Here is a 23,833-nt window from a genome sequence, read left to right as displayed (position 1 = left end):
GTTATTAAGGGCCAAAAAGCAGGTGCCGGAAGATCCGGTACCTGCTTTGTTGGTTGCGGCGGCGGCTTAGCGCCGCCGGAGCATTCCCATGATCCTGCCGGCTACGCCGCCCGGCCTTGCACCTGCGGCACCCGTGGTGCCGGGCGTCCGGCCGGTGGCATTCAGCCCGGTCCCGCGGGCAGTTCCGCCGGTACCCGTCCTGCCTGCGAATCGTCCAGCGGCATTTTTGATCATGCTTCCCAAGTTCATTCGAAACTCCTTCAGTAGTGATCCTGCCAACCGATATTCATCAGCCTGCTTATGATTTTAGCCTAGTTTGGCCGCAGGTCGAGGGGATTGGCCAAACATCCCCGCCATAAATGAAGTCCACAGCCCGGCCCGGGAGCTGGGGAATAGGGGCGGTTGCCCCTATCGGCGGGCAGGAACGGCTGCTAAATTTGCACGCCTCAGGCCACCTCCCCCCGCCAGGAAACCCGTTATCCGGAAGGTAACCATCATGCTTTCAGACACCTCCCTCCCCGTGATCAAGGCAACGCTGCCTGTGGTCGGCGAAAATATCCAGGAGATCGCCAAGCGGTTCTACCAGCACATGTTCGAGGCACGGCCTGACCTGCTGGACGGCCTGTTCAACCGGGGAAACCAGGCCGACGGCCGGCAGCAACAGGCGCTGGCCGGATCCATCGCAGCGTTCGCCCGGTACCTCGTGGAGAAACCCGACCAGCTGCCTGACCATCTGCTGTCCAGGGTTGCCCACAAGCATGTCTCGCTGGGACTAAGCCCCGACCAGTACCAGATCGTTCACGAGCACCTGTTCTGGGCCATTGTTGATGTGCTCGGCGAGGCTGTAACACCGGACGTGGCGGCTGCGTGGGACGAGGTCTACTGGCTGATGGGCAACATGTTAATCAACCAGGAACGGGGACTGTACAACGCTGTGCACTTGTCGCCGGAGACCATCTGGCGCACCTGGCGGGTGGCTGAGCGCATCCAGGAGACGGACGACGTCGTCACTTTCGTCGTGGAGCGCGTCGACGAGAGGGAGGTGAAGCCTTCCCTGCCGGGACAGTACGTGACCATCAAGATGCGAATGAAGGACGGCGTCCACCAGCCGCGGCAGTACAGCCTTACCCGCGCCGACGACGGCAAGCACCGGCACTTCGCCGTCAAGCGGGTGCACGGCCAGGGAACTCCCGACGGCGAAATGTCCAACCTCCTGCACACCGACGTCAAAGTAGGTGACGAGGTGGTGCTCTCAGCCCCCTTCGGGGATGTAGTGCTGGAGTACACGGACAGGCCGGTGGTCATGGCCAGCGCGGGGATCGGGGTGACGCCGATGGCCGGCATGCTCTCGCACCTTGTGAAAGCCGGGAGCCAGCGCCAGGTAATGCTCCTGCATGCTGACGACAGCCCGGATTCCTTTCCCCTGCGCCGTCAGGTCGCCCAGGACCTGGAACTCCTGTCCGACGGCACCATGCACACCTGGTTCCTCAACCGGGACCAGGACTCCAACGGTTCCAGCTTTACCGGATTCATGGACGTGAACGCCGTCGAACTCCCGCTCGACGCCGAGTACTATCTCTGCGGCCCGCTGCCCTTCCTCCAGTCCGTGCGGAGCAGCCTCATCTCCAAGGGCATTCCGCCCAAGGACATCCAGTACGAGGTATTTGGTCCGGACCTCTGGCAGGCCGACTTCCAGTAGGGAAAGGTACCGCGACGGAAAAGGTACCGCGACGCCGGGCGCCTAGGCTCCACGGGCGCGGCGTAGCGCTGCCAGCCGGGCAGTGTATTCCGTCTCGTCTATGTCGCCGCGGGCGAACCGTTCGGCAAGCAGGTCCTCCGCCGCGCTTCCACCGGGCCCGGTGCTCCCGCGCCCGCGGTGGCCCGGGGACGTGGAGCGGGCAAAAAGGACAAGGGCAGCGATGATTGCGCCCCAGAACAGGATGAAGCTCACCACCATCAGGACGAAACCCCAGGCGCCCATGCTTCCGTCCCAGTACATCATCGCTGCTCCTCCGCCCGGCTGCCGGCCTTTGCTCGACTATCTCCGCAGAGGGCGTCCGGGGCCAGAGTCCTTCGTCCCCTGGATTCCCCCGCCCCGGCTTAAGTGCTGTCCTGCTCCTCAACGCTCCAAATCGTCGGGTTCGAATTCACTGAGCGGCGACCCGCCGAAGGTTTCCTCATCATCACTGGCAGCGGCTTCGCCAAACTCGGCATCGGCAACAGACTCATCCTGGATCAGCGGATCCTCCTGCCAGCGGTCCGGATTGTTCTCCGCCGCGCCAGGGTAGCTGTCCGGCTCGCCATGTACAGGGTCTAGTTCAAGGGATGAAGCCGCGCCGGGGGTCTCATCAAGGAGCACGTCGTCATCCTGGACAACTTCAAGCCCCTCCTCGGGAAGGTTCTGTTCCGTCATGGTGATGCCTTTCTCGTGAATCGCCGGAGTAACAATAGTAAGCATACTGATCACATGGTGTCCTTGCTGACGTCCCCGCAACTGAGCCACCAGGAGCCTGCGCCGGAGTTCCTCGACGTGCCCCTCCATTGAAAGCGTCCAAGCCTGCATTTGCCGTGACCTTTGGCCCTATATCTGCCGTGGGCGTGGCGCGAGTCTTGTAAGTGACCACGCCCGCGCGAACCAGGAGATCCGGCCATGACAACTCGTCAACCGATCGCGGCAGCCACCAACGACTCACCGCAGAGCCAGGCGGCGGTTCTGTGGGCTGCACGCCGGGCGGAGCGGGCCGGTTTGCCCCTGGTGGTCCTCCACGTTGTGGACGACAGGTGGGTGGCTGAGCCGTACCCCTGGATCGGCGTCATGGAAGAGGCCGGTGACCGGCTCCTGCAGACGGCGGCCGGACGCGTCCGCGACGCGTTCCCCATCGCCATTACCACCCGGCTCCTCACCGGAAGCATAGGACGTTCGCTTGCGAAGTACTCGGCCAAGGCATCCATGCTGGTCATCGGCTCGGGCACCGGCCACCTGGGCGGTTCGCTGGCCGACCCGGCTCTCCAGGTTGCTGCCTCTTCAAAGGTTCCGGTGGCCGTGGTGGGAACACAGGACCTGGAGGGCCGCTCCGGCGTAGTGGTGGGTGTTGACGGTTCAAAGGAAGCCACGCAGGCCGTGGCCTTCGCCGCAGCAGAGGCCGACCGGGAAGGTGAGGAGCTGACCGTGGTGTATGCCATCATCGCCCCGGACCGGGTGGAGGATGCCGGCCTCACATCCACCAGCCTCGCCGAGCTCATTGCCGAAGAGGAGCGCCTTGTCCTGGCGGAGACGGTGGCCGGGCTCAAGGAGGACTATCCGGGCCTGCAGGTTCACCAGGTGCTGGAAACCGAAAAGGGTCCGGTTGAAGCCCTTGTGGATGCCGCCATGAACGCCAGGATGCTTGTGGTGGGCAACCGCGGCAGGGGCGCAATCCAGCGGCTCCTCCTGGGATCCACGGCCCATGGCGTACTCCGGCACCTGCCTTGTCCTACCGTCATTACCCGGATCCAGGCCAGCAAGAACAAGAACTAGGCTGTACCGGGCCTCCCGCTTCTCCCGCTCATTCACTGTTCCCCTCCTCCTACGTTCCGGGTTGGCACCATGAAGAAGACTGCTTCAGTAATAATGCTCGTCCTTGGGATCCTCATCTCGATGGTTGGCCTCGCCACTCTGGCCGGAGGTGCGGTGGCCTCGGTGGTGGGATCCGCGCAGGGAGACGGATACCTCACGTCAGGCACCGCCCGCCTGGCCGTTGGGTCCCACGCCCTGACCTCGCCCCGGCTTGATGCCGTCGGCGAGGGCATCCCGCCGCGCCTGCCTTTCGACGTCGGGACGCTGAGGCTGCGGGCCACGTCCGCGGACCCAGGCAAGGAGATCTTCATAGGCGTTGCCCCGCAGGACGACGTTGAGCGGTACCTTTCAGGCGTGCATCATTCGGAACTGCTTGAAGTGGACAGCCGGCCCTTCCGGGCCGAATACCGTGACATTCCAGGCACCGGCACGCCCGCACCACCTGCAGCGCAGGCGTTCTGGAGCACATCCGCCTCCGGCCCCGGCGAGCAGGAGCTCACGTGGGACCTGGCCGCCGGCAGCTGGGCAATAGTCATCATGAACGCCGATGGCAGCCTTGGGGTGGATGCCGAGGTGCAGGCGGGCTTCCGCTCCGATCTGATCATGCCGGCGGCCACAGGGCTGCTGGTGGGAGGGGCCGTTGCGCTGGCCATCGGGATCCCCCTGCTGGTCCTGGGCGCCATAGGGCTCGGCCGGCACGCGCGGCAGCAGCCCCGTGGGCCTGCCGCGCCGCCACCCGGGTACGGAACGCCACCGGGTTACGGGCCGGGTTATGGCACACAGCCGGGCTACGCGCCGGCGTATGGCCCACCGCCCGGCTATGCGGCTGGGTCTACACCACTGCCCGGACATGAACCACCACCCGGGCAGGCAGGAGCAGTGCCTGGAACATCAGCCCCCGGCACCCAAGGAGCGCCGGGCATGCCGGGAGCCGCGGTCCCCGGAGTCCCGCCGGTGCCCCACACCGGCGCCGCAAACCGTGCAGACCGCGCGCCATATCCCGCCCGGCTCTTCGGTGACCTTGACCCTGCCCTGTCCCGGGCAATGTGGCTGGTCAAGTGGTTCCTGGCCATCCCGCACTTCATTGTGCTGGTCTTCCTGTGGTTTGCGTTCCTCGTGACCACGATTGTGGCCGGCTTTGCCATCCTGTTCACCGGCCGCTACCCCCGGCCCCTGTTCGACTTCAACGTGGGAGTTCTGCGCTGGAACTGGCGGGTGGCGTTTTACGCCTACGCCGCGGCGGGCACGGACCGCTACCCGCCCTTCACCCTGGCACACACCGATTATCCGGCGGACTTCGAGGTGGACTACCCGGAGCGGCTCTCCCGCGGACTGGTTCTGGTGAAGTGGTGGCTCCTGTCCCTCCCGCATCTGCTGATCGTCGCAGCGCTGTCCGGCGCCACGTGGACGTGGGAAACCGAAACCACTGATCTGGGCACTACCTATGAGCGCGCAACGGGCCCGTCCCTGCTGGGCCTGCTCGTCCTGGTGGCCGTGGTGGCCCTGCTGTTCACCGGAAGGTACCAGCGGCCGCTGTTCGATTTCATCCTCGGCATCAACCGCTGGATCTACCGCGTCCTGGCCTACACCGCCCTGATGCGCGATGAATACCCGCCGTTCCGGCTTGACCAGGGCCCCGCGGAAGTTCCGCCCGCGGTATCGGGACCAGTTCACCAGGAACCATCACACCAGGAACCACCGCATCATGAAGTGCCGCGCCCGGAGGCCGGCCCGACTCCCGGATCATGACCTGGCAGCAGGTTGCCTCCTCTGCCATAACGAGCGCGGGAACTCCTGGGTCAGCAGCCTCGCCAGCCCCACGGCCATCAGCGGATTGGGAAGCGTCCACACGCCCAGCGGAGTGACCAGAAGCAGGAATACGATCGCAGCGAGGAGGCCCACCTTCACCTTTCGTCCATGGCTGAGGACCAGCAGGCCCACCACGATCTCACCCGCGGCCGCCAGCATACCCACCACGGTGGGAGCGGCAGCCACCACGTTCTGGAAAACCCAGGCGTAAACAGGAATCAGTGGGTCATCCGTCCCCATCGCAACAAACTGCTCCGGGGCCACAAAAGCCAGGAGGGCATTGACCCCCAGCGCCATGACGATGAAGAAGATGCCAATGAAGATCCGGGCACCGTTCGGCCGGGCAAAACAAAACACCAGGAAGGCCACGCAAAACACCAGCCACGGGATCAACTGTTCCATGGCCCCACTCAACCCGCATCCACAGCAAGTCTGCAGTGACTTTCGGCCCTACCTCCCGCTGTCCTGCCGGGACATCATTACGATGGACCACACGGGTCACCTGAGGAGCTGAGATGAGTACTGCTGGAGCGCCATTTGCCCGGATCCTTGTGGGCGTCGACGGCTCGGAGCCGTCCATCGAGGCCTTGCGGCAGGCCCAGCGCCTGGCAACGCCGCTGGGCGCGAAGGTCATGGCCAACGCGTATTGGGATTACCCGCAGGTCTACGCGGGCTACGTGATGATGGGCATCGAAGGTTTCGAGGAGCGCGCCGGGGAGATCCTCGATGAGGCGGTCAAAACAGCGTTCGGTGACGAAACGCCGTCGAACGTTGTTCCTACCCTGGTCCGCGGCCATCCGCGCGAATCGCTGATCGAAGCAAGCCGCGACGCAGACATGGTGGTGGTGGGACGGCGCGGGCACGGCGGCTTCGGCGGGCTGCTGCTGGGCTCGGTCAGCTCAGCCCTGGTGGCCCATGCCCACTGCCCGGTGCTGGTGGTCCACACTCCGGATGAACAGAACTAGGGGATTCCGGAGGAGGTCCACATGGCCGGGACCACGGCAGGCGCAGACCGTTGACGGAGCCGCTGCAAAGTGACGCACGACGACGGATGGCGGCAGCCGCCGTCGTGCTCGCCCTGCTTGTCCTCGCCATTGTTCTTGCCGTCTTTCTGCGGGCACCGGCGGGAAGTCCTCCACAGCCGGCCGCGCCCTCCGCCTCCCCGGGCGCGTCCACCAGCCCCAGTCCCGGTCCGGCGGCCTCCAGCGCCACTCCCTCCACAACCCAGCCCAGAACAGCCCAGCCCTCCCCATCCCAGCCCGTGGGGGCATCGACGGAAACACCGGAGGCAGGGCAGGATCCTGTCCAGCCACCCGTCACTGTGCCGCCCGTCCCGGTCCCGCCGCCGTCCGTGCCGGTAGCCGGGCCTGGCCCTGCGCCGGATCCTGTGCCGCCGGCGGCGCCGTTCCCTTCAGCGCTCCTGACCCAGGACCTCACGGTGATCCCGAACGCGGGCAGCGTGGTGGCGCTGACTTTTGATGCCGGCGCCAACGCGGCAGGACTGCCGAAAATCCTGTCCACCCTGTCAGCAAAGGGGGTCACTGGCACGTTCTTCCTCACCGGCAACTGGGTGGAGGCCAACCCCGGCGGGGTGGGACAGATTGTCTCCGCGGGGCACCGGGTGGCCAACCACTCCATGACCCATCCGGGTTTCACCGGGCTGGACGGCACGCAGATTGCCCGGCAGGTCCGGGGAGCGGAGCAAACCATCCTGGCGGCCGGAGGCGATCCGCGCCCGCTGTTCCGCTTCCCCTTCGGTGAACGGGATGCCCGCACCATTGCCGCTGTCAACAGCCTCGGCTACGTTGCGGTCCGGTGGACCGTGGACACCCTGGGATGGAAGGGCACCAGTGGCGGCGCTACAGCCCAGACGGTCGCGGACCGCACGCTGGCCGCCCTGCAGCCAGGCGAAATCGTCCTTATGCACATCGGTTCGAATCCCGACGACGGTTCCACCCTTGACGCCGACGCCCTGCCGGACATCATCGACCGGATCAGCGCCGCAGGGTACGGCTTCGCCACCCTCGACGCGCTGCTGGCCCCCTAGGACCGGAAAGGCCAGTCATGGAAAAGACCAGGCAGGCGAGATCCACCGGCAGGCGTCCTGCTGCGGCAGCCAGCGGAACGGCCGACCCCGCACACCACGGACTCCCCCTGCATGAGGTGGTCCTGCTGCTGGGGACAGACCACGTCCAGGGCCTCGCGTCCGCGGAGGTGGCCAGCCGGCAGGTCCAGTTCGGCGCCAACGTCCTTCCGCGCTCACGCGGCGGGGGGATCTTCCGGAAACTCGCGCGGCAGTTCAACAATCCGCTGGTGTACGTGCTGCTGGCCGCGGCAGCCGTCACGTTGTTCCTTGGTGAGTACCTGGATTCGGGCGTCATCCTCGCCGTCGTCCTGGTTAACACGGTGATTGGCTTTGTCCAGGAAGTCCGGGCAGAGGCTGCCCTGGATGCGCTCCACTCCCTGGTCCGCACGCGTGCAGTGGTGGTCAGGGATGGGCAACGGCTGGAGGTGCCCTCGGAGGATCTCGTTCCAGGAGACCTGGTCCTGCTCGAGGCCGGCGACAAGGTACCGGCGGACCTTCGGCTGGTCCGGCTGTCCGGCCTGCGGGCGGACGAATCCGCACTGACAGGCGAGTCCGAAGCAGTGGCAAAGGACGAAGTGGTCCTTCCCCCGACAACACCGGTGGCGGACCGCCGGAACATGGTCTACAGCGGCACCCTGGTGACGGCCGGCACCGGCGCCGGGGTCGTCGTCGCCATCGGCGGCGAGACGGAGCTCGGTGAGATCCATCGGCTGATGGGAGCGGTCCAGCCGGTAGCCACCCCCCTGACCCAAAAGCTGGCGCGCTTCAGCATGACGCTGACGGTGGCCATCCTTGCCCTGGCCGCCGTGACCTTCCTTGCCGGCGTGGCACGCGGCCAGGAGCCCGCCCAAATGTTTACGGCCGCCGTTGCGCTGGCGGTGGGGGCAATCCCTGAAGGCCTTCCCGCAGCAGTCACCGTAACGCTCGCCATCGGCGTCCGCCGGATGGCACGGCGCCGCGCGGTGGTGCGCCGGCTGCCGGTTGTTGAGACGTTGGGCAGCACCACGGTCATCTGTTCTGACAAGACCGGCACGTTTACCGAAAACCAGATGACGGTGCGGGGCCTCTGGACTCCGGCCGGCTCCTACGACGTGACAGGCTCGGGCTACGGCCCGGAGGGGCGTAGCCTTCCCGCAGGTGCGGGTGCGGGTGCAGGTGCGGGTGCGGGTGCAGGTGCGGGTGTCCAGGCCGCCGTGGAAGCGGCTGGCGGGGCGGCGGCGTCGGACGTGGCGCTGCACTGGTCCCTCCTGGCGGGCGGCGCCTGCAATGACGCGAAGGTGGTCAGGGAAGGGAATCTCTGGCAGGTCCAGGGGGACCCCACGGAGGCGGCGATGCTGGTGGCCGCCGGGAAGGGCGGCGTGGACACCGCGCAGTTCCTCGCCGCCACTCCGCGCCGCAGCGCGCTGCCCTTCACGTCCGAGCGCCTGTTCATGGCCACCCTCCACTCCCCGCGGCTCCCGGACGGAAGCGGCACCGGGAAGGACACCGTGCTGGTGAAGGGCGCCGTGGAACGGGTGCTGGAGCTGTGTGCCTGGCAGATGGACAGCCACGGCGCCAACGGGCACCTCAACAAGCAGGCAGTCCTGGAGGTTGCGCACCGGTTTGCCGGCACGGGACTGAGGGTCCTGGCGACCGCCACGATGCACCTGCCTGCCGGCACCGTCCTCTCGGAGGCAAACCTGCACGGGCAGCTGACGCTGACAGGGCTCCAGGCGATGTTCGATCCGCCGCGGGAGGCGGCAGCGGCAGCAGTCCGTGCCTGCCACCAGGCCGGAGTGGCCGTCAAGATGATCACCGGGGACCACGTGGGAACGGCCGCCACCATCGCCGAGGCCGTGGGCATCACCGCGGACCGGGCGGACGGGACAGCGCTGACCGGAGCGGAGCTGGACGCGATTCCCGCAGACCAACTGGCGGATGCGGTGGAGCGGGCAACAGTTTTCGCGCGGGTATCCCCCGAGCAGAAACTTCGCCTCATCGGTGCCCTGCAGTCCCGGGGCCACGTGGTTGCCATGACCGGGGACGGCGTCAACGATGCGCCGGCCCTGCGCCAGGCGAACGTCGGTATCGCGATGGGCCGGTCAGGGACGGAAGTGGCCAAGGAGGCCTCGGACATCGTCCTCACCGACGACGACTTCGCCACGATTGAGGCAGCTGTCGAGGAAGGCAGGAACGTCTTTGACAACCTGACCAAATTCATCGTCTGGACCCTGCCCACCAACATGGGGGAAGGCCTGGTAATCCTCGTGGCGATCCTGGCCGGAGCAACGCTGCCCGTCCTGCCCACACAGATTCTCTGGATCAACATGACCACCGCTGTGTGCCTGGGCCTGATGCTGGCCTTCGAACCGAAGGAGCCGGGCCTCATGTCCCGCCCTCCCCGGGCCCCCGGCCGGCCGCTCCTGACCTGGACCCTAACCCTCCGGATCCTGCTGGTCTCCACCCTGCTCGTGGCAGGCACCTGGTGGATATTCGAACTTGAACTGGACAGTGGGGCGTCCCTCGCCGAGGCCCGGACCGCGGCGGTGAACGTCTTTGTGGCGGTGGAGCTGTTCTACCTCTTCAGCTGCCGTTCCCTCACGCGGTCTGTCTGGCGGATCGGCTTCTTCAGCAACCGCTGGGTCATCCTGGGCGTCGTGGTCCAGGCGGCCGGCCAGCTGGCCATCACTTACTCACCAGTGATGAACGGGCTCTTCCACACGGCCCCCATCGGTGTGGACACGTGGCTGCGGATCCTGGGCATCGCCGTGCTGGCTTCACTCGTTGTCGCCGTGGACAAGCGCTTCCGGCGCCACGCGTTCTAGGCAGGACCGCACGCCACACCCGAGGGAAGGCTCCTGGTGGAGGGGATGCTTGCCGAGCACCGCGTGATAGTCGATCTCGTGGAGGAACTGCGCACCTCCAGCGGACTTGCCGCCGCCGTGGCCGGCTCTGCCATCCAGCGCTTGTTTGCCCTGCATCTGGACAAGGAAAACCGCCTGCTGATGCCCTTCATTGTCCAGTCCCCGGACATGTCCCTTGCCGAGTCAGTGCGGGGGCTTCACGAACTGACCGGAGAAGGCGCGGGCCACCACGGCGGAACGCACGACGACGGCGCGCACCATCGCTGATAAGCCGGACTTACTGCCCGTCGTCGCTTTTCCGTGCGTGGCTTCCTCTTTTTCCGTGCGTGGATTCCTCCGGGGCGTGGACCACCAGGACCGGACAGTGGGCGTGGCTGACGCACGCCGAGCTCACCGAACCCAGCACCAGGCTGCCGTGCCCGCGCCGCCCCACGATGAGGAGGGATGCGTTCCGGCTCCCCTCTATCAGTTGCTCGCTGGCTTTCCCCCGCACCAGCCGCGGCTGGACGAATGCCGGCAACTCCGGGCCGAAAGCGTCCGCGAGGGCCTGCTCCAGTGACTGCTTGGCGGCGTATTCGAAGCCCTCAATGCCAACAACGAGGTAGAGCCCATAGCCAGGCGGCACGTCCCAGCATGCCCAGGCCTCCACCGTGGCTCCGAGGGGCCCGGCCAATGACCCGGCTGTACGAAGGGCCGCGATCGAGGCGTCGGAACCGTCTACGCCTACAACAATCCTGGGGTGCCGCTCGGGGGCGTCCATGTGGCTCCGATCTGTTGGGTCTGCTCCCAGACTGTACAGGGTCCGGGCAACGGGATAGGGCCGAAAGTCACCGGCCGGCCGGGGGCGCCGGGCCGGTGGCGGACAACCGCCGGTGGTGGCGCGGCAGATATATGATCAGGACTCCAGACTTTGGTCCCTTCCAGCGGGTCCGCGCGGAAGGAAAGATGAGACCAAGCCCCTGGCGCGGGCTGCCGGCACAGCAGTGCAGGCATAGTCCTTAAGACAATTGGGAGCATAGGGTGCAAAGGCTTGAGTCAGGCTCGGACAGGGCCGCAGATCCCCAGGAGCCGCTTCGCGTGTTCATTCTCGATGACCACGAGCTTGTCCGGCAGGGGCTGAAAGACCTGCTGGAGGGCGAAGGGTTCGAGGTGGTCGGGGAAAGCGGATCCGCGGCGGAGGCTACGCGCCGTATCCCGGCGCTGCAGCCGGACATCGCGATCCTGGACGGACGGCTCCCGGACGGCACCGGCATCGAGGTATGCCGGGACGTGCGCTCGCTGGACCCCCGCCTGCATTGCCTGATCCTGACAAGCTACGACGACGAGCAGGCCATCCGCGGCGCCGTCCTGGCAGGAGCTTCCGGGTACGTCCTCAAGCAGATCAGGAGCGACGACCTCCTCGCCGGAATCCGGAGGGCCGCTGCCGGCGAGTCCCTGTTTGAGCCCGGAGTCAGGGAGCGGATCATCGCCGGGCTTTCCAAGACCCAGACAGACCCGCGGCTGGATGCGCTCAGTGCCCAGGAGAAGAAGGTCCTGACGCTGATCGGGCAGGGCATGACGAACCGCCAGATCGGCGAGGAACTCTTCCTGGCCGAGAAAACAGTGAAGAACTACGTGTCATCCATCCTGGCGAAGCTGGGCTTCGAGCGGAGGACACAGGCCGCCGTGTACGTCACGCGGAACAGTCACGACGGGCAATAGCGTGCCCCACGGGCCCGCAGCTGCCGGTCACGGCAGCAGTTCAGGGCGAGCCGCTTTCCGGTTCCGTCACAGCCGCTGGGCGGTCCACGTAATCCGGGTGCCCTCCCCCGGCGCGCTCCGGATGGTGCAGCTGCCGCCCAGCATTTCTGCCCGGTGCCGCATATTGGCCAGGCCACTCACCTGCGCAGGTTCGTCAAAACCGCACCCGTTGTCCTGGATCACCAGTTCAACCTGGCGTGGGGTTACGGACACGGCAACGCGTATCTCCTTGGCACCGGAGTGGCGGGCGGCATTGCTGAGTCCCTCGGAAAGAACGGAAAGCACGTGGCCGGCAACGTTCTCCCGGACTGCGTCCACGGGGCCGGTAAAGGCTACTTTCGGTTCCACGGCATAGCTGCGGGAGTTGTCCTGGACCACTCCCAGGATGCGGCTGGTCAGGGGGTCATGGTTTTCCTCACCGGTCCGAAGGGAGTAGATAGTGTCCCTCAGCTTCCGGATGGTGTCGTCCAGTTCGGACGTGACCGTGGCAATCCGTTCGTGCGCTATGGGGTCAAGGGTGTAGCGGCGGAGGCTCTGGATACTTAATCCGGAGGCGAAAAGCCGCTGGATGACAAGATCGTGCAGGTCCCGGGCAATCCGCTCCCGGTCCGTGAACAGGAGATTCTGTTCACGGAGCGCATGGACCCGGGCAAGGTCGAGTGCCAGCCCGATCCTGCTCCCGAAAATCGAGCTGGATTCCGCTTCGGCCTGGCTGTAGGCAGTTGATCCCTGCGGACGGGCGAGCAGCAGCACGCCGTTCTCGCTGTTGCTGTGGCCGATGGCGCACACCAGCACCGACCCCAGCTTTTCCGCCACCTGGTCACCAAACACCTGCTGGGCATCACGCACCACGCGGGACTCCCCCGTCTCCATGACCTTGGAGACGGCATCAGAAGCACCGATTTCCTGCCCTGCCTGCAGGCCCTGGACGCCCACGGAGGACCTGCACCGCAGGACCCCGTCGCCGGCCGGGACAGCAATCACGGCAAGCGCGGAGTCTGAGACCCGCAAGGCAGTTTCGGCCACCAGGTCCAGGTTGTCCGAGTCCCCGGGATGCGGCGCCATGATCAGCCGGCTGCTCAGTTCCATGCCGGCCTCCAGCCATTTCTGGCGCCGCTTGCTGTCCTCGAACAGGCGGGCATTCTGGATGGCCACACCGGCAGCGGCGGCGAGGGCCACGGCAAGGTCTTCATCCTCCGGGGTGAAGTCCTGCCCGCCGTCCTTTTCCGTCAGGTAGAGGTTCCCATACACTTCGTCGCGGACACGGACCGGCACCCCAAGAAAGGTGCTCATCGGTGGATGGTTGGGGGGAAAGCCCGAGGCCATGGGATGCCGGCCGAGGTCGTGGAGCCTCAATGGGCGAGGCTCCCGGATCAGGTGTCCCAGGACACCGTGCCCCGTAGGCAAGTCCCCAATGGACCTGATGTCTTCCTCATCGACTCCCACCGTGATGAAGTGGCTCAGGCTGCGGTCCTCCGCGATCACCCCCATCGCGCCGTACTTCGCACCCACAAGTTCACATGCTGAGCGGACAAGGCGGTCCAGCACGGCTTCAAGGCTCAGATCCTGGGCCAGTGCGACGACGGCGGCAAGCAGGCCGTTCATTCGTTCCTGGGTTTGCAGCAGCTCATCTGCGCGGGCAACGAAGTCCCGCAGGAGATCCTCGGCCCGCTCCTTCATGGGAGAGCTCCACGGCTCAGTACTCATGTCCGACCTCCTGTGGAGAGCGCCTGCGTCGTTGCGGGCCCTCAGCGGTGTTGCACGCGTCCGGGAAGTTGGTCCCCCGGCAACGCCGCTTCCGCCTGAGTACGAAGCGACGTCCCGGCACCAGTCTAGGAGGGTAAGTCAAGGCCTGAAATACCCCTTTTTATGGAACGCCGGAATCAGCTGCCACCAGGACGGCATGCAGCAGGACCTTCTTCCCTAGCCCCGTCCAGCTCCGCGGCCTAGGCTACGGCCATGGACACAGCTGCAACAGAACCGGAACCCGAAAACCTTGGAGTGCATGACTGCTGGAGGTACCTGCGGTCAACCTCGGTGTGCAGGATGGCCTTTACCCGCGGCGACACGGTGGAGATCTTCCCAGTCAACTTTGTGCCCAGCAACGGCACCCTGCTGATTCGCACCGGCCCGGGCACAAAAATGGATGCAGTGGCCGGCCGCAAGGCAGTGTCCCTGGAAGCTGACGGGCTGAACCAATACGGCACCATTGCCTGGAGCGTGGTGGTGAAGGGGCACGCTGCCGTAGTGGACGACGCCGAAGACTTCCAGGATGCCTCAGACGCAGGTTTGTCTCCCTGGCAGGCGGGCCCCAAGGAAAGCCTTATCCGGGTCACCCCTGAGGAAATCACCGGGAGGAAATTCGTCATCGCCCCGCCAACCAGGTGGTGGGCACCGCAGGAACCGGCCGGCAGGGCCTGAGGCCCTGTCCGGCATGAGAAACCGTCAGCAACAGCAGCTTCACGGAAGGTCACCCATGGACGCACACAAGCCCGTCGCCGTCGGCATCGCCGACTCCGCTCCTTCCAAGGCCGCACTGCTGTGGGCAGCGGCCCGTGCCCGTCGGCAAAAGGTGCCGCTGGCAATCCTTCATGTCCTCGACGACCGCTGGATGGCGGGCGAAAGGATTGAAGCCCTCCCCTACATCGACGTCCTGCGCAAATCTGCGATGGACATGCTGAAAGAAGCCGGAGAAACGGTGCGCAGCGCAGAACCGGACCTTCAGGTTTCCCATGAACTCCTGGAAGGAAGCGTTGGGGCATCCCTTGGCAAGTACTCGGAGAACGCCTCGATGCTGGTCCTTGGCAGCAGTGGCCACTCCCGCGGTGCGCTGACCGACCGGGCCCTCCAGGCAGCTGCAACGGCCGAATGCCCGGTGGCCGTGATCGGGACAGGCCAGGGCAGCGGGCAGGGTGTGGTGGTGGGCGTGGACGGGTCGAGGGAGTCCACGCAGGCCGTGGCTTTCGCCGCGGCCGAGGCTGACGCACTGGGCGAGGAACTCACCGTCCTGTACGCGTTCACTGGCCCCAACCGCTGGATCAGAGCGGGCCTTCCGTCCAGCAGCTTCGCCGGACATGTGGAGGAAGAGGAACAGGTTGTCCTGGCCGAGGCTGTTGCGGGACTTCGCCAGGACTACCCCGGCCTTGTAGTGCACGGGGTCCTGGAAACCGTCCTGGAACCTGCAGATGCCCTGGTCCGGGCAGCCGCGGACGCCCGGATGCTGGTTTTGGGCAGCCGGGGCAGGGGAAGCTTCGGCAGGCTTCTGCTCGGCTCGACGGCGCACGGTGTCCTGACCCAGCCTCCCTGCCCCACGGTCATCACCCGGCTCAAGAAGTCCCGGCATGACACATAACGGGCGGGCTGCGCGCCCCACGTGATGTTTGAAGCAGGGGAAAGCGCCGGACAGCACGTGGCTTCCGGCGCCCCCGCGGGACAGCCGGGGCTGGACGGACTCAGCTCAGCCGACGTCCTGGCCCGGACTAACGCGGGACAGACCAACAGCATCCCCGGAGCAACAAGCCGCAGCGTGTGGGACATTGTCCGGGCGAACGTCCTGACCCTTTTCAACGCCATCGTGGCGGGCTGCTTTGTCCTGCTGCTGGTGCTGGACCAGTGGCGCGACGCGCTCTTTGGCTTCTCGGCGCTGGGGAATTCCCTAATCGGAATCGTCCAGGAATACCGCGCCAAGCAGTCCCTGGACAGGCTGGCCATACTCCACGCGGCACAGAGCAGGGTCATCCGGGACGGCAGCACCCGGCTGGTCCCGGCGGAGGCCCTGGTTCCTGATGACATCGTCCTGCTCAGCGCCGGGGAACAGGTGGCCGCTGACGTGCGGCTCCTGGACGGCGGGTACGTGGAGGCGGATGAATCCTTTTTGACCGGTGAGTCAGCACCGGTTCCCAAGCAACCGGGAGCAGCGCTCCTGTCCGGGTCACTGATCATGGCCGGCAGCGGACGGGCGGTGGTGGTCCGGGTGGGACCGGACACGTTTGCCTACAAACTGACTGCCGAAGCAAGGCGGTTCGCCCTGGTCACGTCCGAGATACGCTCCGGGCTGGACAAGGTGCTTCGGGTCATCACATGGCTGCTCCTGCCGACTGCCGTCCTGGTTACCCACGCCCAAGTCCAGAACGCCGGCGGCTGGGAGGCCGCCTTCAGCTCCGGCCAGTGGATCCCTGCCGCGGTGGGACTGGTGGCCAGCATCATGTCAATGATTCCCCTTGGCCTGGTCCTGCTCACCAGCGTCGCTTTTGCGGTGGGCGGGGTCCGGCTTGCCGGCCACATGGTCCTGGTCCAGGAGCTTGCGGCCGTTGAGGTACTGGCCAGGGTGGATGTCCTGTGCCTGGACAAGACCGGGACCTTGTCTTCCGGCGCCATGACATTCGACGCCGTGCACGACGCCGGTGCCCCACCGGCCGAGGGGTGGCGGAAGGCCCTTGAATGGTTCGGCGCCAAGGAGGAAGCCAGTACCACCGCCAAGTCCATCGGCGACGCTTTTCCCGCGGCCGACGTTTTGCCCGAAGCGTCATCCGTGCCGTTCACCTCGGCCCTGAAATGGAGCTCAGTGACGTTCCCGCCGGGCTCGCAGGCCGCCGGGACCTGGGTACTTGGGGCCCCGGATTTCGTATTGGCGGAATTGTCATCCGGCGCCCCCGCCCGCCGGAGCGCCGCGGCGCTGGCCTCCACGGGCCTGCGGACGCTGGCACTCGCCCACATGCCCGGGCCCCTGCCGGTATCCGAGCAGGGCGTCGCAGTGCCCGCGGGCCTCATCCCGGTGGTGCTGCTGACCTTCCGCGAGGATATCCGGAAGGAAGCACCAGCGACGCTTGCCTATTTCCGGCAGCAGGGGGTGGCCTTGAAGATCATCTCCGGTGACGACCCCCGCACAGTGGCAGTGCTCGCGCGCGCGGTGGGCCTGGGACCGGGCGGGGCCTACGACGCCAGGAAACTGCCCACGGACCCGTTGCTGCTACAGGAAACGGTGGAGACCCATCACGTTTTTGGAAGCGTGACCCCTTCCCAGAAGAGGGACATGGTCCAGGCGCTGAAGCGGGGAGGGCACACGGTGGCCATGACCGGCGACGGGGTCAACGACGTCCTGGCACTCAAGGAAGCCGACCTGGGCATCGCCATGGACACAGCGTCACCGGCCACCAAGGCGGTAGCCCGGCTTATCCTCCTGGACGGGCGCTTCGACAGGTTGCCGGCGGTGGTTGCCGAGGGCCGCAGGGCCATCAGCAACATCGAGCGGGTTTCCATGGTGTTCCTCAGCAAGACCGTCTACATCACCGTCATCTCGTTGGCGTTTGCCCTGCTCCTGTGGCCCTTTCCGTTCCTTCCGCGCCAGGTGTCCGTCCTTGACGGACTGACCATCGGGCTGCCGGCATTCTTCCTGGCCCTGCAACCCAGCGCGCAGCGTTATGAGGCCGGATTCCTGAAGCGCTCCCTGGCCTTCTCGGTGCCGGCCGGAGTGTGCGGCGCCCTGTGTGTCCTGGCGGTCAGCCTGTACGCGCGCTTCGCTGCACCTGGCAGCGCCGAGGCCACGCAGTCTGCCGCCGTCATCACCCTGGCCCTGGTGGCCTCGTGGATCCTCGTGACCGCCTCCCGGCCCCTCACCTGGACGAAGACCCTCATTCTGGCGGGCATGTACGCAGGCCTGGCGCTCCTGTTCACCGTGCCGCCGTCAAAAGAGTTCTTCCGCCTGGACTGGCCGCCCACGGACCTCCTGGCCGCTTCGGTCGCGGTGGCCGTGGGCGGCAGCATCATCATCGAAGCAATCCGGTACGTCCAGCGGCGCCTGGCTGGCCGCTCAGCGGACTGAAGCAAGGGTGACCTTCGGCTCTGGGAGGCACAGCCAAGCTGGGCCATTGTTAAACAACCCGGCAGAAGGAGGACAAGGTGCTCGCATGGTGGGTGGGCCAGCCCGGCCCTATGTCCACCCGTCCCCTGGTCCGGGGCCTCCGCGAAGACCCCAGGCCCGCGGCCAATGAACTCCTGGTGGACGTGAGTGTCTGCGGAATCTGCCGGACCGACCTCCATCTGGCCGAAGGGGACCTGCAACCACGCCGTCCCGGGGTTGTCCCGGGCCACGAGGCGGTGGGCGTGGTGGTGGAAACCGGCCCGGGCGCCCACCGGTTCGCCCCGGGCGACAGGGTAGGCGTCGCGTGGCTGGGCGGCGTCTGCGGAACGTGCACGTATTGCCGCCGGGGTGACGAGAACCTGTGCTCGGCGCCCGTCTTCACCGGATGGGACAACGACGGCGGCTACGCGCAAAAACTCACTGTCTCCCAGGACTTTGCCTACCTCATTCCTGAGGTGTTCAGCGACGAACAGGCAGCGCCGCTGCTGTGCTCGGGCATCATTGGCTACCGTGCTCTGAAACGCGCCAACCTGCCGGCTGGCGGGCGCCTTGGCATCTACGGTTTCGGCAGTTCCGCCCACCTGACCGCGCAGATGGCGATCTACCAGGGGGCATCCGTTTTTGTCATGACCCGGTCTAAGGAGGCCCGGGCCCTTGCCCGGGACCTGGGAGCCGAATATGCCGGGGACGCGTATGACAAGCCACCGGTGCCGCTTGATTCCGCGATTCTTTTTGCTCCGGTGGGCGGCCTGGTGCCGGCCGCGCTCGCCGCCCTTGACCGCGGCGGCACACTTGCGATTGCCGGTATCCACCTCACCGACATACCAGCCCTGAACTATGAGGACCACCTGTTCTACGAGCGCCAGGTCCGCAGCGTGACAGCCAATACACGCGCGGACGGGCGTGAGTTCCTTGCGCTCGCGGCCCGGATTTCGCTGTCACCCACCACCACCGCCTACCCGTTCGATGCCGCGGACACGGCTCTTGGTGATCTCGCTGCGGACAGGATTACCGGTTCTGCCGTCCTGCGGGTCCGCCCGGAGAAAGAGTGAAACCGGGGTGGGACCTTGGACTCTGGAACAGCACCTGCAGAGGGCGGATGGTGTTAATGCCGGGTGACGCGTCCCGGCGCACAATGAGCAGGAGGCAACAATGACTGACCTGATGAAATGGTTTGAATCCCACCGCTCCCCCATGGATGTGATCGAAAGACTCTTCGAAGGAGAGATGGGGTCGTCCCCCATCCGGGTTGAGGAAATGGTGGACGGCAACACCTTGGTGGTGCGGGCGGAGCTGCCCGGAATCGACCCGGAAAAAGACGTGGACGTGACCGTGACAGACGGTGTCCTGTCCATCAAGGCCGAGCGGCAGGAGAAAACGGAACACAAGGACAAAGACAGCTACCGGTCCGAATTCCGATACGGTTCTTTCGTCCGGCGGCTCCCGCTCCCCAGCGGGGTGCAGCAAGGTGACGTCACCGCTTCCTACAAGGACGGCGTCCTGGAAGTCCGCGCTCCCCTTCCGGACCAGCGAGAGGTGGCTTCCGCGTCAAAGGTCCCCATTAGCAGAGGCTGACGATGTGCCTGGTCCCTCCTGGGCCAGGCACGGTCACGCCACCCAGGTGTCGTGCCAGCCAGGTGCCGCGTCAGCACCGGCGCCATCAGCCGAACAAGACTGCCGCCTCCTTGTACCGGGCCTCGGAAACCACCTTCAGGCTTCCGAGCGCAAGCTCGAGGCCCACGGTGACGATGTCCGTGCCGCGAAGGGACACCATGGTCCCCCACGAGCCGTTGGCCGCCGCTTCGACGGCCGCCAGCCCCAGCCGCGTGGCAAGGACGCGGTCATACGCCGTGGGCTCTCCACCACGCTGGATGTGGCCCAGGACGGTGGCCCTTGTCTCTATCCCGGTGGTCTCCTGCAGCTGCTGTTCCAATAGCCGGCCGATACCCCCAAGGCGCGGCCGGCCAAAGGTATCGAGCCCACGGGGCGCATAGGGTGTTCCCTGCCCCTCCGGTGCAAAAGCTTCGGCCACCACCACCAGGGGCGCCCGCCCGCGGTCCCGTGCTGACATCACCCACGTGGAGATCTGGTCCAGGGACACCGGGTGCTCGGGGATGAGGATGGCATGGGCGCCCGAGGCCATCCCCGAGTGCAGGGCGATCCAGCCGGCATTCCGGCCCATGACCTCGGCGATCATGCACCGGTGGTGCGACTCCCCTGTGGTCCTCAGCCTGTCAATGGCTTCAGTGGCTGTCTGGACGGCCGAATCAAACCCAAACGTATAGTCCGTCGCACCAAGATCGTTATCGATGGTCTTGGGAACACCCACCACGTTGACGCCCTGGTCGCACAGCGCCTTCGCTGCGGCGAGCGTCCCCTCACCGCCAATGGCGATCAGGCCCATCAGGCCGTTGCGCCGCAGGCTTTCCCGCACCGCGCCGGTTCCGCCGCCTTCCAGCGGATTGGTGCGGGATGTTCCCAGGATGGTCCCGCCGAGCCGGGATATGCCGCGGACGCTCCGCCGGGGCAAAGGAACCACATCCTGTTCCAGGACTCCCCGCCAGCCGTCGCGGAACCCCACGAACCCGTATCCATGGACAACCTCACCGCCCAGCACGGCTCCGCGGATTACTGCATTGACGCCGGGGCAGTCCCCGCCGCTTGTCAGGATTCCGAGTTTCTTCATGACGCGGCCGATCCCTCCCCCGGCATGGGCAGCCGGAATGTCCTGACTTGGCCGGCGGCAAGCGCAGCCTTCCTGCCGTTGACGCGCACGCTGATGGGTTCAGCGTCCCCGTCCGCCGAGGCAATCCTCATGCGCCCGTCCTTCAATTCGACGTTCAGGAAATGCTCGCGGTACCGGACCCTGAAGGCGACGGACCGGAGGCCGGTGGGCAGGTTGGGAGCAAAGACGAGCGTGTCGCCGCTGAGCCTTAGTCCGGCGAAGCTGCGCTGGATGACGTCGATGCTCCCAGCCATGGCCCCCAGATGGATGCCCGTGCGTGTCGTGCCGTGCTGCGTATCGTCGAGGTCGGCGTCGAGCGCTTCCCGGAAGCTGTCCCAGGCACGGTCGGCGTCCAGCGCGGCAAGGACGGAAGCGTGGGCAACCCGGCTCAAAGTGGACCCGTGGGCAGTCCGTGCCAGGTAATACTCGATGGTCCGGTTCAACTGGTCTCCCGTAAACGCGTATCCCAGTTCCTGGAGCAGGGCGATCACCCCTTCATGGCCCAGCAGGTAGGGCAGCATCAGGACATCGGCCTGCTTGGCAAGCTTGTACCGGTTGGTTTCGTCCCCCTCGGCTTCCAGGATCAGGTCGAGCCGCTCGATGCTGTCATAGGTTTCCCGGTACCGTTCCCAGTCGAGTTCCTCGAGCCCCTCGTACCCGGCAAACTGGCTGATGACGCCGTCCGTGTGGAACGGGATGAACATGGCCCTGCCCACCTGCTCCCAGCCGGCTGCCTCCTCACCGGTGATGCCAAGCCTTTCCATCAGGCCGGCGAGTTCATTCCCGTGGAAGATGCCCATGATCTCCGCAGCCCTAAGGCAGACCCAGGCAGCCATGGCGTTGGTGTAGGCGTTGTCGTCCAGTCCGGGATCCGTGTGGCCCGGATATCCCGTGTGATATTCATCTGGCCCGACGACGCCGCGGATGTGGTACCGCCCGGTGTCCGGGCTGTGCCCGGCCCGCGATGCGAAGAACCGGGCAACCTCGACCACCAGTTCGGCGCCCTTGCGGAGGAGCCAGGCTTTGTCACTGGTGGCCTGGAAATACTGCCAGACGTTGAAGGCCACAGCCAGTCCCGAGTGCAGCTGCATGTGCGAGTGGTCCTTCACCCACCTGCCGGACCTGTAGTTATAGAGCCACTTGGGCGTTTCTTCCGTACCGTCGCTCCCGCTTTGCCAGGGAAACTGCGCCCCGGAGAGGCCCTGGACCGCTGCCGCGTGGCGGGCTGCCGGAAGCCTCCGCCACCGGTATTCAATGAGGGACCGGGCTACATCCGGTGTCCGTGTGGTCAGGAGCGGAAGGACAAACAATTCGTCCCAGAAGACATGGCCGCGGTAGCCCTCACCGTGGAGCCCCCGGGCGGTGACCCCGGCGTCGAGTTCCGCCGTGTGGCGCGTAAGGGTCTGCAGCAGATGGAAGATATGGAGGTTGAGGACCAGGCGCACCTGCACCGGAGCCTCGATGTCCACCAGGAACGGATGGAGTTCGTGCCGCCAGGCGTCCTGGTGTGCGGTCATGACGGCGTCGATGTCCCCGCCGGCGCGGGCCAGCACGGCCACGGCGGCTGAGGCCGGGGATGCGATCGCCCGGTCGCGGGATGTCACCACCGCCACGGTCTTGCTGATTCTTGCTGCAGCTCCGTCAGCGAGGGCCACCTGGAATGCCATGAAGTGGAACGGGCCTATGCTGCCGGGCTTCCCTGCACCCGTTCCGCCGCTTCCTGTTCCGCCGACGCCTGCTCCCCCGGACACACGGGTGCGGAACGCCACGGCTACCCGGATCAGGCTCTGGGTCGTCTCGGCCTCGACCACGGAAACGTCGTCCGGAGCCGGCTGACTGATGCCGCCGCCGTCCGTGGTCCGGTCAACGAGGTGAACCCCCGGGCTGGAGGCCGGTTCGGGGACATTCGAGTTGGTGACGCCCGTAGTGACGCCGCTGCGCACTTCCACGGCACCGCTCCAGCCCAAGGGCGTAATCTTCGTTTCAAGGCCGAGCAGGTGGGGCTCAGCCATGGACACGAACCTGGTCTGGACAATTTCCATCCGCCGTTTGTCCCCGGCTTCCAGCAGGAGCCGCCGTTCCAGAACCGCACGCTGGAGATCAAGGGCGCGGCGCTCGCGGACAACCGCCAGGCCTCCTTCCGACCACCACTGCCCGTCCGCCAGCCGCAGGTCCAGGGGAAGGCAGTCAGGCGCGTTCACCATGTGTTCCTCCACGAGCACCTCGCCGGCGACTTCGGCGGCCAGGCGGTTGAACACGCCGGCCAGGTACATGCCGGCATACCGGATGCTTCCGCCGCCCTCCGGGGATGCGCCCCGGACCGCCAGGTAGCCATTGCCAAGGGTGGTCAGCGCTTCCCGGTGGCCCTCGTGTCCTGCGTCGAAGCCCTCATAGACAAGCTGCCACGGATCGCCAAGGACAAGGCCCAGGTCCAGTTCGCGGACGTCATTGAGGACTGTGCCGGCACCGGCGGCTTCGAGCTCCCGCCGGGTTCCGCTGCGGTCGATGCCCACCACCAGGCCGAACCCGCCCCTGTGCGCTGCGAGGACCCCTGCCACCGAATCCTCGATGACCACGGAGTGGGACGGCGATACCCCAAGACGGAACGCGGCCGCCAGGAAGACGTCAGGGGCGGGCTTCCCCCGGAGGCCCAGGTTGGCTGCAGCAGTCCCGTCCAGGATGACGCCGAAAACATCCGGGATGCCGGCGGCGTCCAGGACCGAGGACGCATTGCGGCTGGACGTGACCACTCCGGTGGGGACTCCGGCGTCGGAAAGCCTGTGCAGCAGTTGCACCGTTCCCGGATAGCTCTGGACACCGTCCCGCCTAAGCCTCTCCTGGAACAGCCGGTTCTTCAGGGCACCAAGGCCGAACGCTGTCCAGGTGCCGGGCCCATCCCCGTCAGACCCTTTTTCAACTTTGACCCCCCGTGAAGCAAGGAACTTCAGGACGCCTTCCTCCCGGGGAAGGCCGTCGATGTAGGTGCGGTAGTCAGCTTTGGAAAGGGGTGAACGGTCGGCAGTGTCCGGCACCCTGGGGTCCTGCAGGATCTGTTCGAAGGCCTCCCGCCAGGCCGCCTGATGGACCAGCGCCGTGTTGGTCACCACCCCGTCCAGATCGAAAATGACGGCGTCAAAGGGCGGCCTGGCGGCTGCGGCAGTGGGTGAGGACGCGGTCATATGACAGGGATACCAGCAGGCCGTCCGCAGTTGAC

Annotated in this window: 21 protein-coding genes; 13 read left to right on the top strand and 8 right to left on the bottom strand. The window is 66.2% G+C overall.

The genetic code is table 11. The features are described 5' to 3' along the window. Nucleotides 1-66: 66 nt before the first annotated feature. Nucleotides 67-249: a hypothetical protein gene (locus tag IEX43_RS01695; RefSeq protein WP_188808790.1), complete on the bottom strand. Its 183-nt coding sequence runs from the start codon at nucleotides 247-249 to the stop codon at nucleotides 67-69. A 247-nt stretch (nucleotides 250-496) separates the two neighbouring features. Between IEX43_RS01695 and IEX43_RS01690 the strand changes: the two genes are divergently transcribed. Then, a complete protein-coding gene (locus tag IEX43_RS01690) occupies nucleotides 497-1,699 on the top strand; it encodes a globin domain-containing protein (protein ID WP_188808789.1) in 1,203 nt (400 codons plus the stop codon). Nucleotides 1,700-1,741: 42 nt separating this feature from the next. Here the strand turns inward: IEX43_RS01690 and IEX43_RS01685 are convergent, their stop codons facing one another. Both IEX43_RS01685 and IEX43_RS01680 read right to left on the bottom strand, forming a co-directional pair. Further along, on the bottom strand, nucleotides 1,742-2,002 hold the full coding sequence (locus tag IEX43_RS01685) for an SHOCT domain-containing protein (protein WP_188808788.1): 261 nt from the start codon (nucleotides 2,000-2,002) through the stop codon (nucleotides 1,742-1,744). Between the two features lie 117 nt (nucleotides 2,003-2,119). After that, complete coding sequence (locus IEX43_RS01680) at nucleotides 2,120-2,458, bottom strand: hypothetical protein (RefSeq protein ID WP_229666281.1); 339 nt, start codon at nucleotides 2,456-2,458, stop codon at nucleotides 2,120-2,122. A 192-nt stretch (nucleotides 2,459-2,650) separates the two neighbouring features. Between IEX43_RS01680 and IEX43_RS01675 the strand changes: the two genes are divergently transcribed. Both IEX43_RS01675 and IEX43_RS01670 read left to right on the top strand, forming a co-directional pair. Next, on the top strand, nucleotides 2,651-3,517 hold the full coding sequence (locus IEX43_RS01675) for a universal stress protein (RefSeq protein ID WP_188808787.1): 867 nt from the start codon (nucleotides 2,651-2,653) through the stop codon (nucleotides 3,515-3,517). Between the two features lie 69 nt (nucleotides 3,518-3,586). Beyond that, nucleotides 3,587-5,305, top strand: coding sequence for a DUF4389 domain-containing protein (locus IEX43_RS01670; RefSeq protein WP_229666260.1), 1,719 nt, complete (start codon nucleotides 3,587-3,589; stop codon nucleotides 5,303-5,305). Here the strand turns inward: IEX43_RS01670 and IEX43_RS01665 are convergent. Next, complete coding sequence (locus IEX43_RS01665; RefSeq protein WP_188808786.1) at nucleotides 5,300-5,767, bottom strand: hypothetical protein; 468 nt, start codon at nucleotides 5,765-5,767, stop codon at nucleotides 5,300-5,302. The genes IEX43_RS01670 and IEX43_RS01665 overlap by 6 nt on opposite strands. A 113-nt stretch (nucleotides 5,768-5,880) precedes the next feature. Here IEX43_RS01665 and IEX43_RS01660 point away from each other — a divergent pair, with 113 nt between their 5' ends. From IEX43_RS01660 to IEX43_RS01645, 4 genes are read left to right on the top strand one after another with little or no spacing between them, the layout of a single operon-like run. Then, a complete protein-coding gene (locus IEX43_RS01660) occupies nucleotides 5,881-6,330 on the top strand; it encodes a universal stress protein (RefSeq protein WP_188808785.1) in 450 nt (149 codons plus the stop codon). A gap of 50 nt (nucleotides 6,331-6,380) precedes the next feature. Then, nucleotides 6,381-7,412: a polysaccharide deacetylase family protein gene (locus tag IEX43_RS01655; RefSeq protein WP_229666259.1), complete on the top strand. Its 1,032-nt coding sequence runs from the start codon at nucleotides 6,381-6,383 to the stop codon at nucleotides 7,410-7,412. Between the two features lie 17 nt (nucleotides 7,413-7,429). Next, nucleotides 7,430-10,255: an HAD-IC family P-type ATPase gene (locus tag IEX43_RS01650; RefSeq protein ID WP_188808784.1), complete on the top strand. Its 2,826-nt coding sequence runs from the start codon at nucleotides 7,430-7,432 to the stop codon at nucleotides 10,253-10,255. Nucleotides 10,256-10,300: 45 nt separating this feature from the next. After that, a complete protein-coding gene (locus IEX43_RS01645) occupies nucleotides 10,301-10,561 on the top strand; it encodes a hypothetical protein (protein ID WP_229666258.1) in 261 nt (86 codons plus the stop codon). 10 nt (nucleotides 10,562-10,571) lie between these two features. On the opposite strand, the gene IEX43_RS01640 is transcribed toward IEX43_RS01645, so the two are convergent. Then, complete coding sequence (locus IEX43_RS01640) at nucleotides 10,572-11,054, bottom strand: universal stress protein (protein ID WP_188808783.1); 483 nt, start codon at nucleotides 11,052-11,054, stop codon at nucleotides 10,572-10,574. Between the two features lie 317 nt (nucleotides 11,055-11,371). Here IEX43_RS01640 and IEX43_RS01635 point away from each other — a divergent pair, with 317 nt between their 5' ends. Next, complete coding sequence (locus IEX43_RS01635) at nucleotides 11,372-11,995, top strand: response regulator (RefSeq protein ID WP_188808782.1); 624 nt, start codon at nucleotides 11,372-11,374, stop codon at nucleotides 11,993-11,995. Nucleotides 11,996-12,061: 66 nt separating this feature from the next. On the opposite strand, the gene IEX43_RS01630 is transcribed toward IEX43_RS01635, so the two are convergent. Next, a complete protein-coding gene (locus IEX43_RS01630) occupies nucleotides 12,062-13,741 on the bottom strand; it encodes a GAF domain-containing sensor histidine kinase (protein WP_188808781.1) in 1,680 nt (559 codons plus the stop codon). Between the two features lie 252 nt (nucleotides 13,742-13,993). Between IEX43_RS01630 and IEX43_RS01625 the strand changes: the two genes are divergently transcribed. From IEX43_RS01625 to IEX43_RS01605, 5 genes are all read left to right on the top strand, one after another. Continuing rightward, a complete protein-coding gene (locus IEX43_RS01625; protein ID WP_188808780.1) occupies nucleotides 13,994-14,455 on the top strand; it encodes a pyridoxamine 5'-phosphate oxidase family protein in 462 nt (153 codons plus the stop codon). Between the two features lie 55 nt (nucleotides 14,456-14,510). Then, nucleotides 14,511-15,386: a universal stress protein gene (locus IEX43_RS01620; RefSeq protein ID WP_188808779.1), complete on the top strand. Its 876-nt coding sequence runs from the start codon at nucleotides 14,511-14,513 to the stop codon at nucleotides 15,384-15,386. A 24-nt stretch (nucleotides 15,387-15,410) separates the two neighbouring features. After that, nucleotides 15,411-17,855, top strand: a complete 2,445-nt coding sequence (locus tag IEX43_RS01615; protein WP_188809050.1) for an HAD-IC family P-type ATPase — start codon at nucleotides 15,411-15,413, stop codon at nucleotides 17,853-17,855. 77 nt (nucleotides 17,856-17,932) lie between these two features. Continuing rightward, nucleotides 17,933-18,946, top strand: coding sequence for a zinc-dependent alcohol dehydrogenase family protein (locus tag IEX43_RS01610; protein ID WP_188808778.1), 1,014 nt, complete (start codon nucleotides 17,933-17,935; stop codon nucleotides 18,944-18,946). A 100-nt stretch (nucleotides 18,947-19,046) separates the two neighbouring features. Next, entirely contained in the window at nucleotides 19,047-19,469 is a 423-nt protein-coding gene (locus tag IEX43_RS01605; protein WP_188808777.1) for an Hsp20/alpha crystallin family protein, read from the top strand. An 85-nt stretch (nucleotides 19,470-19,554) separates the two neighbouring features. Here the strand turns inward: IEX43_RS01605 and IEX43_RS01600 are convergent, their stop codons facing one another. Then, nucleotides 19,555-20,580: an ATP-dependent 6-phosphofructokinase gene (locus IEX43_RS01600; protein ID WP_188808776.1), complete on the bottom strand. Its 1,026-nt coding sequence runs from the start codon at nucleotides 20,578-20,580 to the stop codon at nucleotides 19,555-19,557. Then, complete coding sequence (locus tag IEX43_RS01595; protein WP_188808775.1) at nucleotides 20,577-23,798, bottom strand: HAD-IA family hydrolase; 3,222 nt, start codon at nucleotides 23,796-23,798, stop codon at nucleotides 20,577-20,579. Before IEX43_RS01595 ends, IEX43_RS01600 begins: the two co-directional genes overlap by 4 nt. Nucleotides 23,799-23,833: the final 35 nt, after the last annotated feature.

It is taken from the genome of Pseudarthrobacter polychromogenes (assembly GCF_014644495.1).
GTDB classification, from domain to species: domain Bacteria; phylum Actinomycetota; class Actinomycetes; order Actinomycetales; family Micrococcaceae; genus Arthrobacter; species Arthrobacter polychromogenes.
The sequence above is the reverse complement of the archived record's forward strand: the minus strand, read 5'-3'. Positions and strand labels throughout refer to the sequence as shown.

Coding starts and splice junctions, on each gene's coding strand:
- IEX43_RS01695 (WP_188808790.1), bottom strand. CDS start 249: ATGAACTTGGGAAGCATGATCAAAAATGCCGCTGGACGATTCGCAGGC.
- IEX43_RS01690 (WP_188808789.1), top strand. CDS start 497: ATGCTTTCAGACACCTCCCTCCCCGTGATCAAGGCAACGCTGCCTGTG.
- IEX43_RS01685 (WP_188808788.1), bottom strand. CDS start 2,002: ATGATGTACTGGGACGGAAGCATGGGCGCCTGGGGTTTCGTCCTGATG.
- IEX43_RS01680 (WP_229666281.1), bottom strand. CDS start 2,458: ATGCTTACTATTGTTACTCCGGCGATTCACGAGAAAGGCATCACCATG.
- IEX43_RS01675 (WP_188808787.1), top strand. CDS start 2,651: ATGACAACTCGTCAACCGATCGCGGCAGCCACCAACGACTCACCGCAG.
- IEX43_RS01670 (WP_229666260.1), top strand. CDS start 3,587: ATGAAGAAGACTGCTTCAGTAATAATGCTCGTCCTTGGGATCCTCATC.
- IEX43_RS01665 (WP_188808786.1), bottom strand. CDS start 5,767: ATGGAACAGTTGATCCCGTGGCTGGTGTTTTGCGTGGCCTTCCTGGTG.
- IEX43_RS01660 (WP_188808785.1), top strand. CDS start 5,881: ATGAGTACTGCTGGAGCGCCATTTGCCCGGATCCTTGTGGGCGTCGAC.
- IEX43_RS01650 (WP_188808784.1), top strand. CDS start 7,430: ATGGAAAAGACCAGGCAGGCGAGATCCACCGGCAGGCGTCCTGCTGCG.
- IEX43_RS01645 (WP_229666258.1), top strand. CDS start 10,301: ATGCTTGCCGAGCACCGCGTGATAGTCGATCTCGTGGAGGAACTGCGC.
- IEX43_RS01640 (WP_188808783.1), bottom strand. CDS start 11,054: ATGGACGCCCCCGAGCGGCACCCCAGGATTGTTGTAGGCGTAGACGGT.
- IEX43_RS01630 (WP_188808781.1), bottom strand. CDS start 13,741: ATGAGTACTGAGCCGTGGAGCTCTCCCATGAAGGAGCGGGCCGAGGAT.
- IEX43_RS01625 (WP_188808780.1), top strand. CDS start 13,994: ATGGACACAGCTGCAACAGAACCGGAACCCGAAAACCTTGGAGTGCAT.
- IEX43_RS01620 (WP_188808779.1), top strand. CDS start 14,511: ATGGACGCACACAAGCCCGTCGCCGTCGGCATCGCCGACTCCGCTCCT.
- IEX43_RS01615 (WP_188809050.1), top strand. CDS start 15,411: ATGTTTGAAGCAGGGGAAAGCGCCGGACAGCACGTGGCTTCCGGCGCC.
- IEX43_RS01605 (WP_188808777.1), top strand. CDS start 19,047: ATGACTGACCTGATGAAATGGTTTGAATCCCACCGCTCCCCCATGGAT.
- IEX43_RS01600 (WP_188808776.1), bottom strand. CDS start 20,580: ATGAAGAAACTCGGAATCCTGACAAGCGGCGGGGACTGCCCCGGCGTC.
- IEX43_RS01595 (WP_188808775.1), bottom strand. CDS start 23,798: ATGACCGCGTCCTCACCCACTGCCGCAGCCGCCAGGCCGCCCTTTGAC.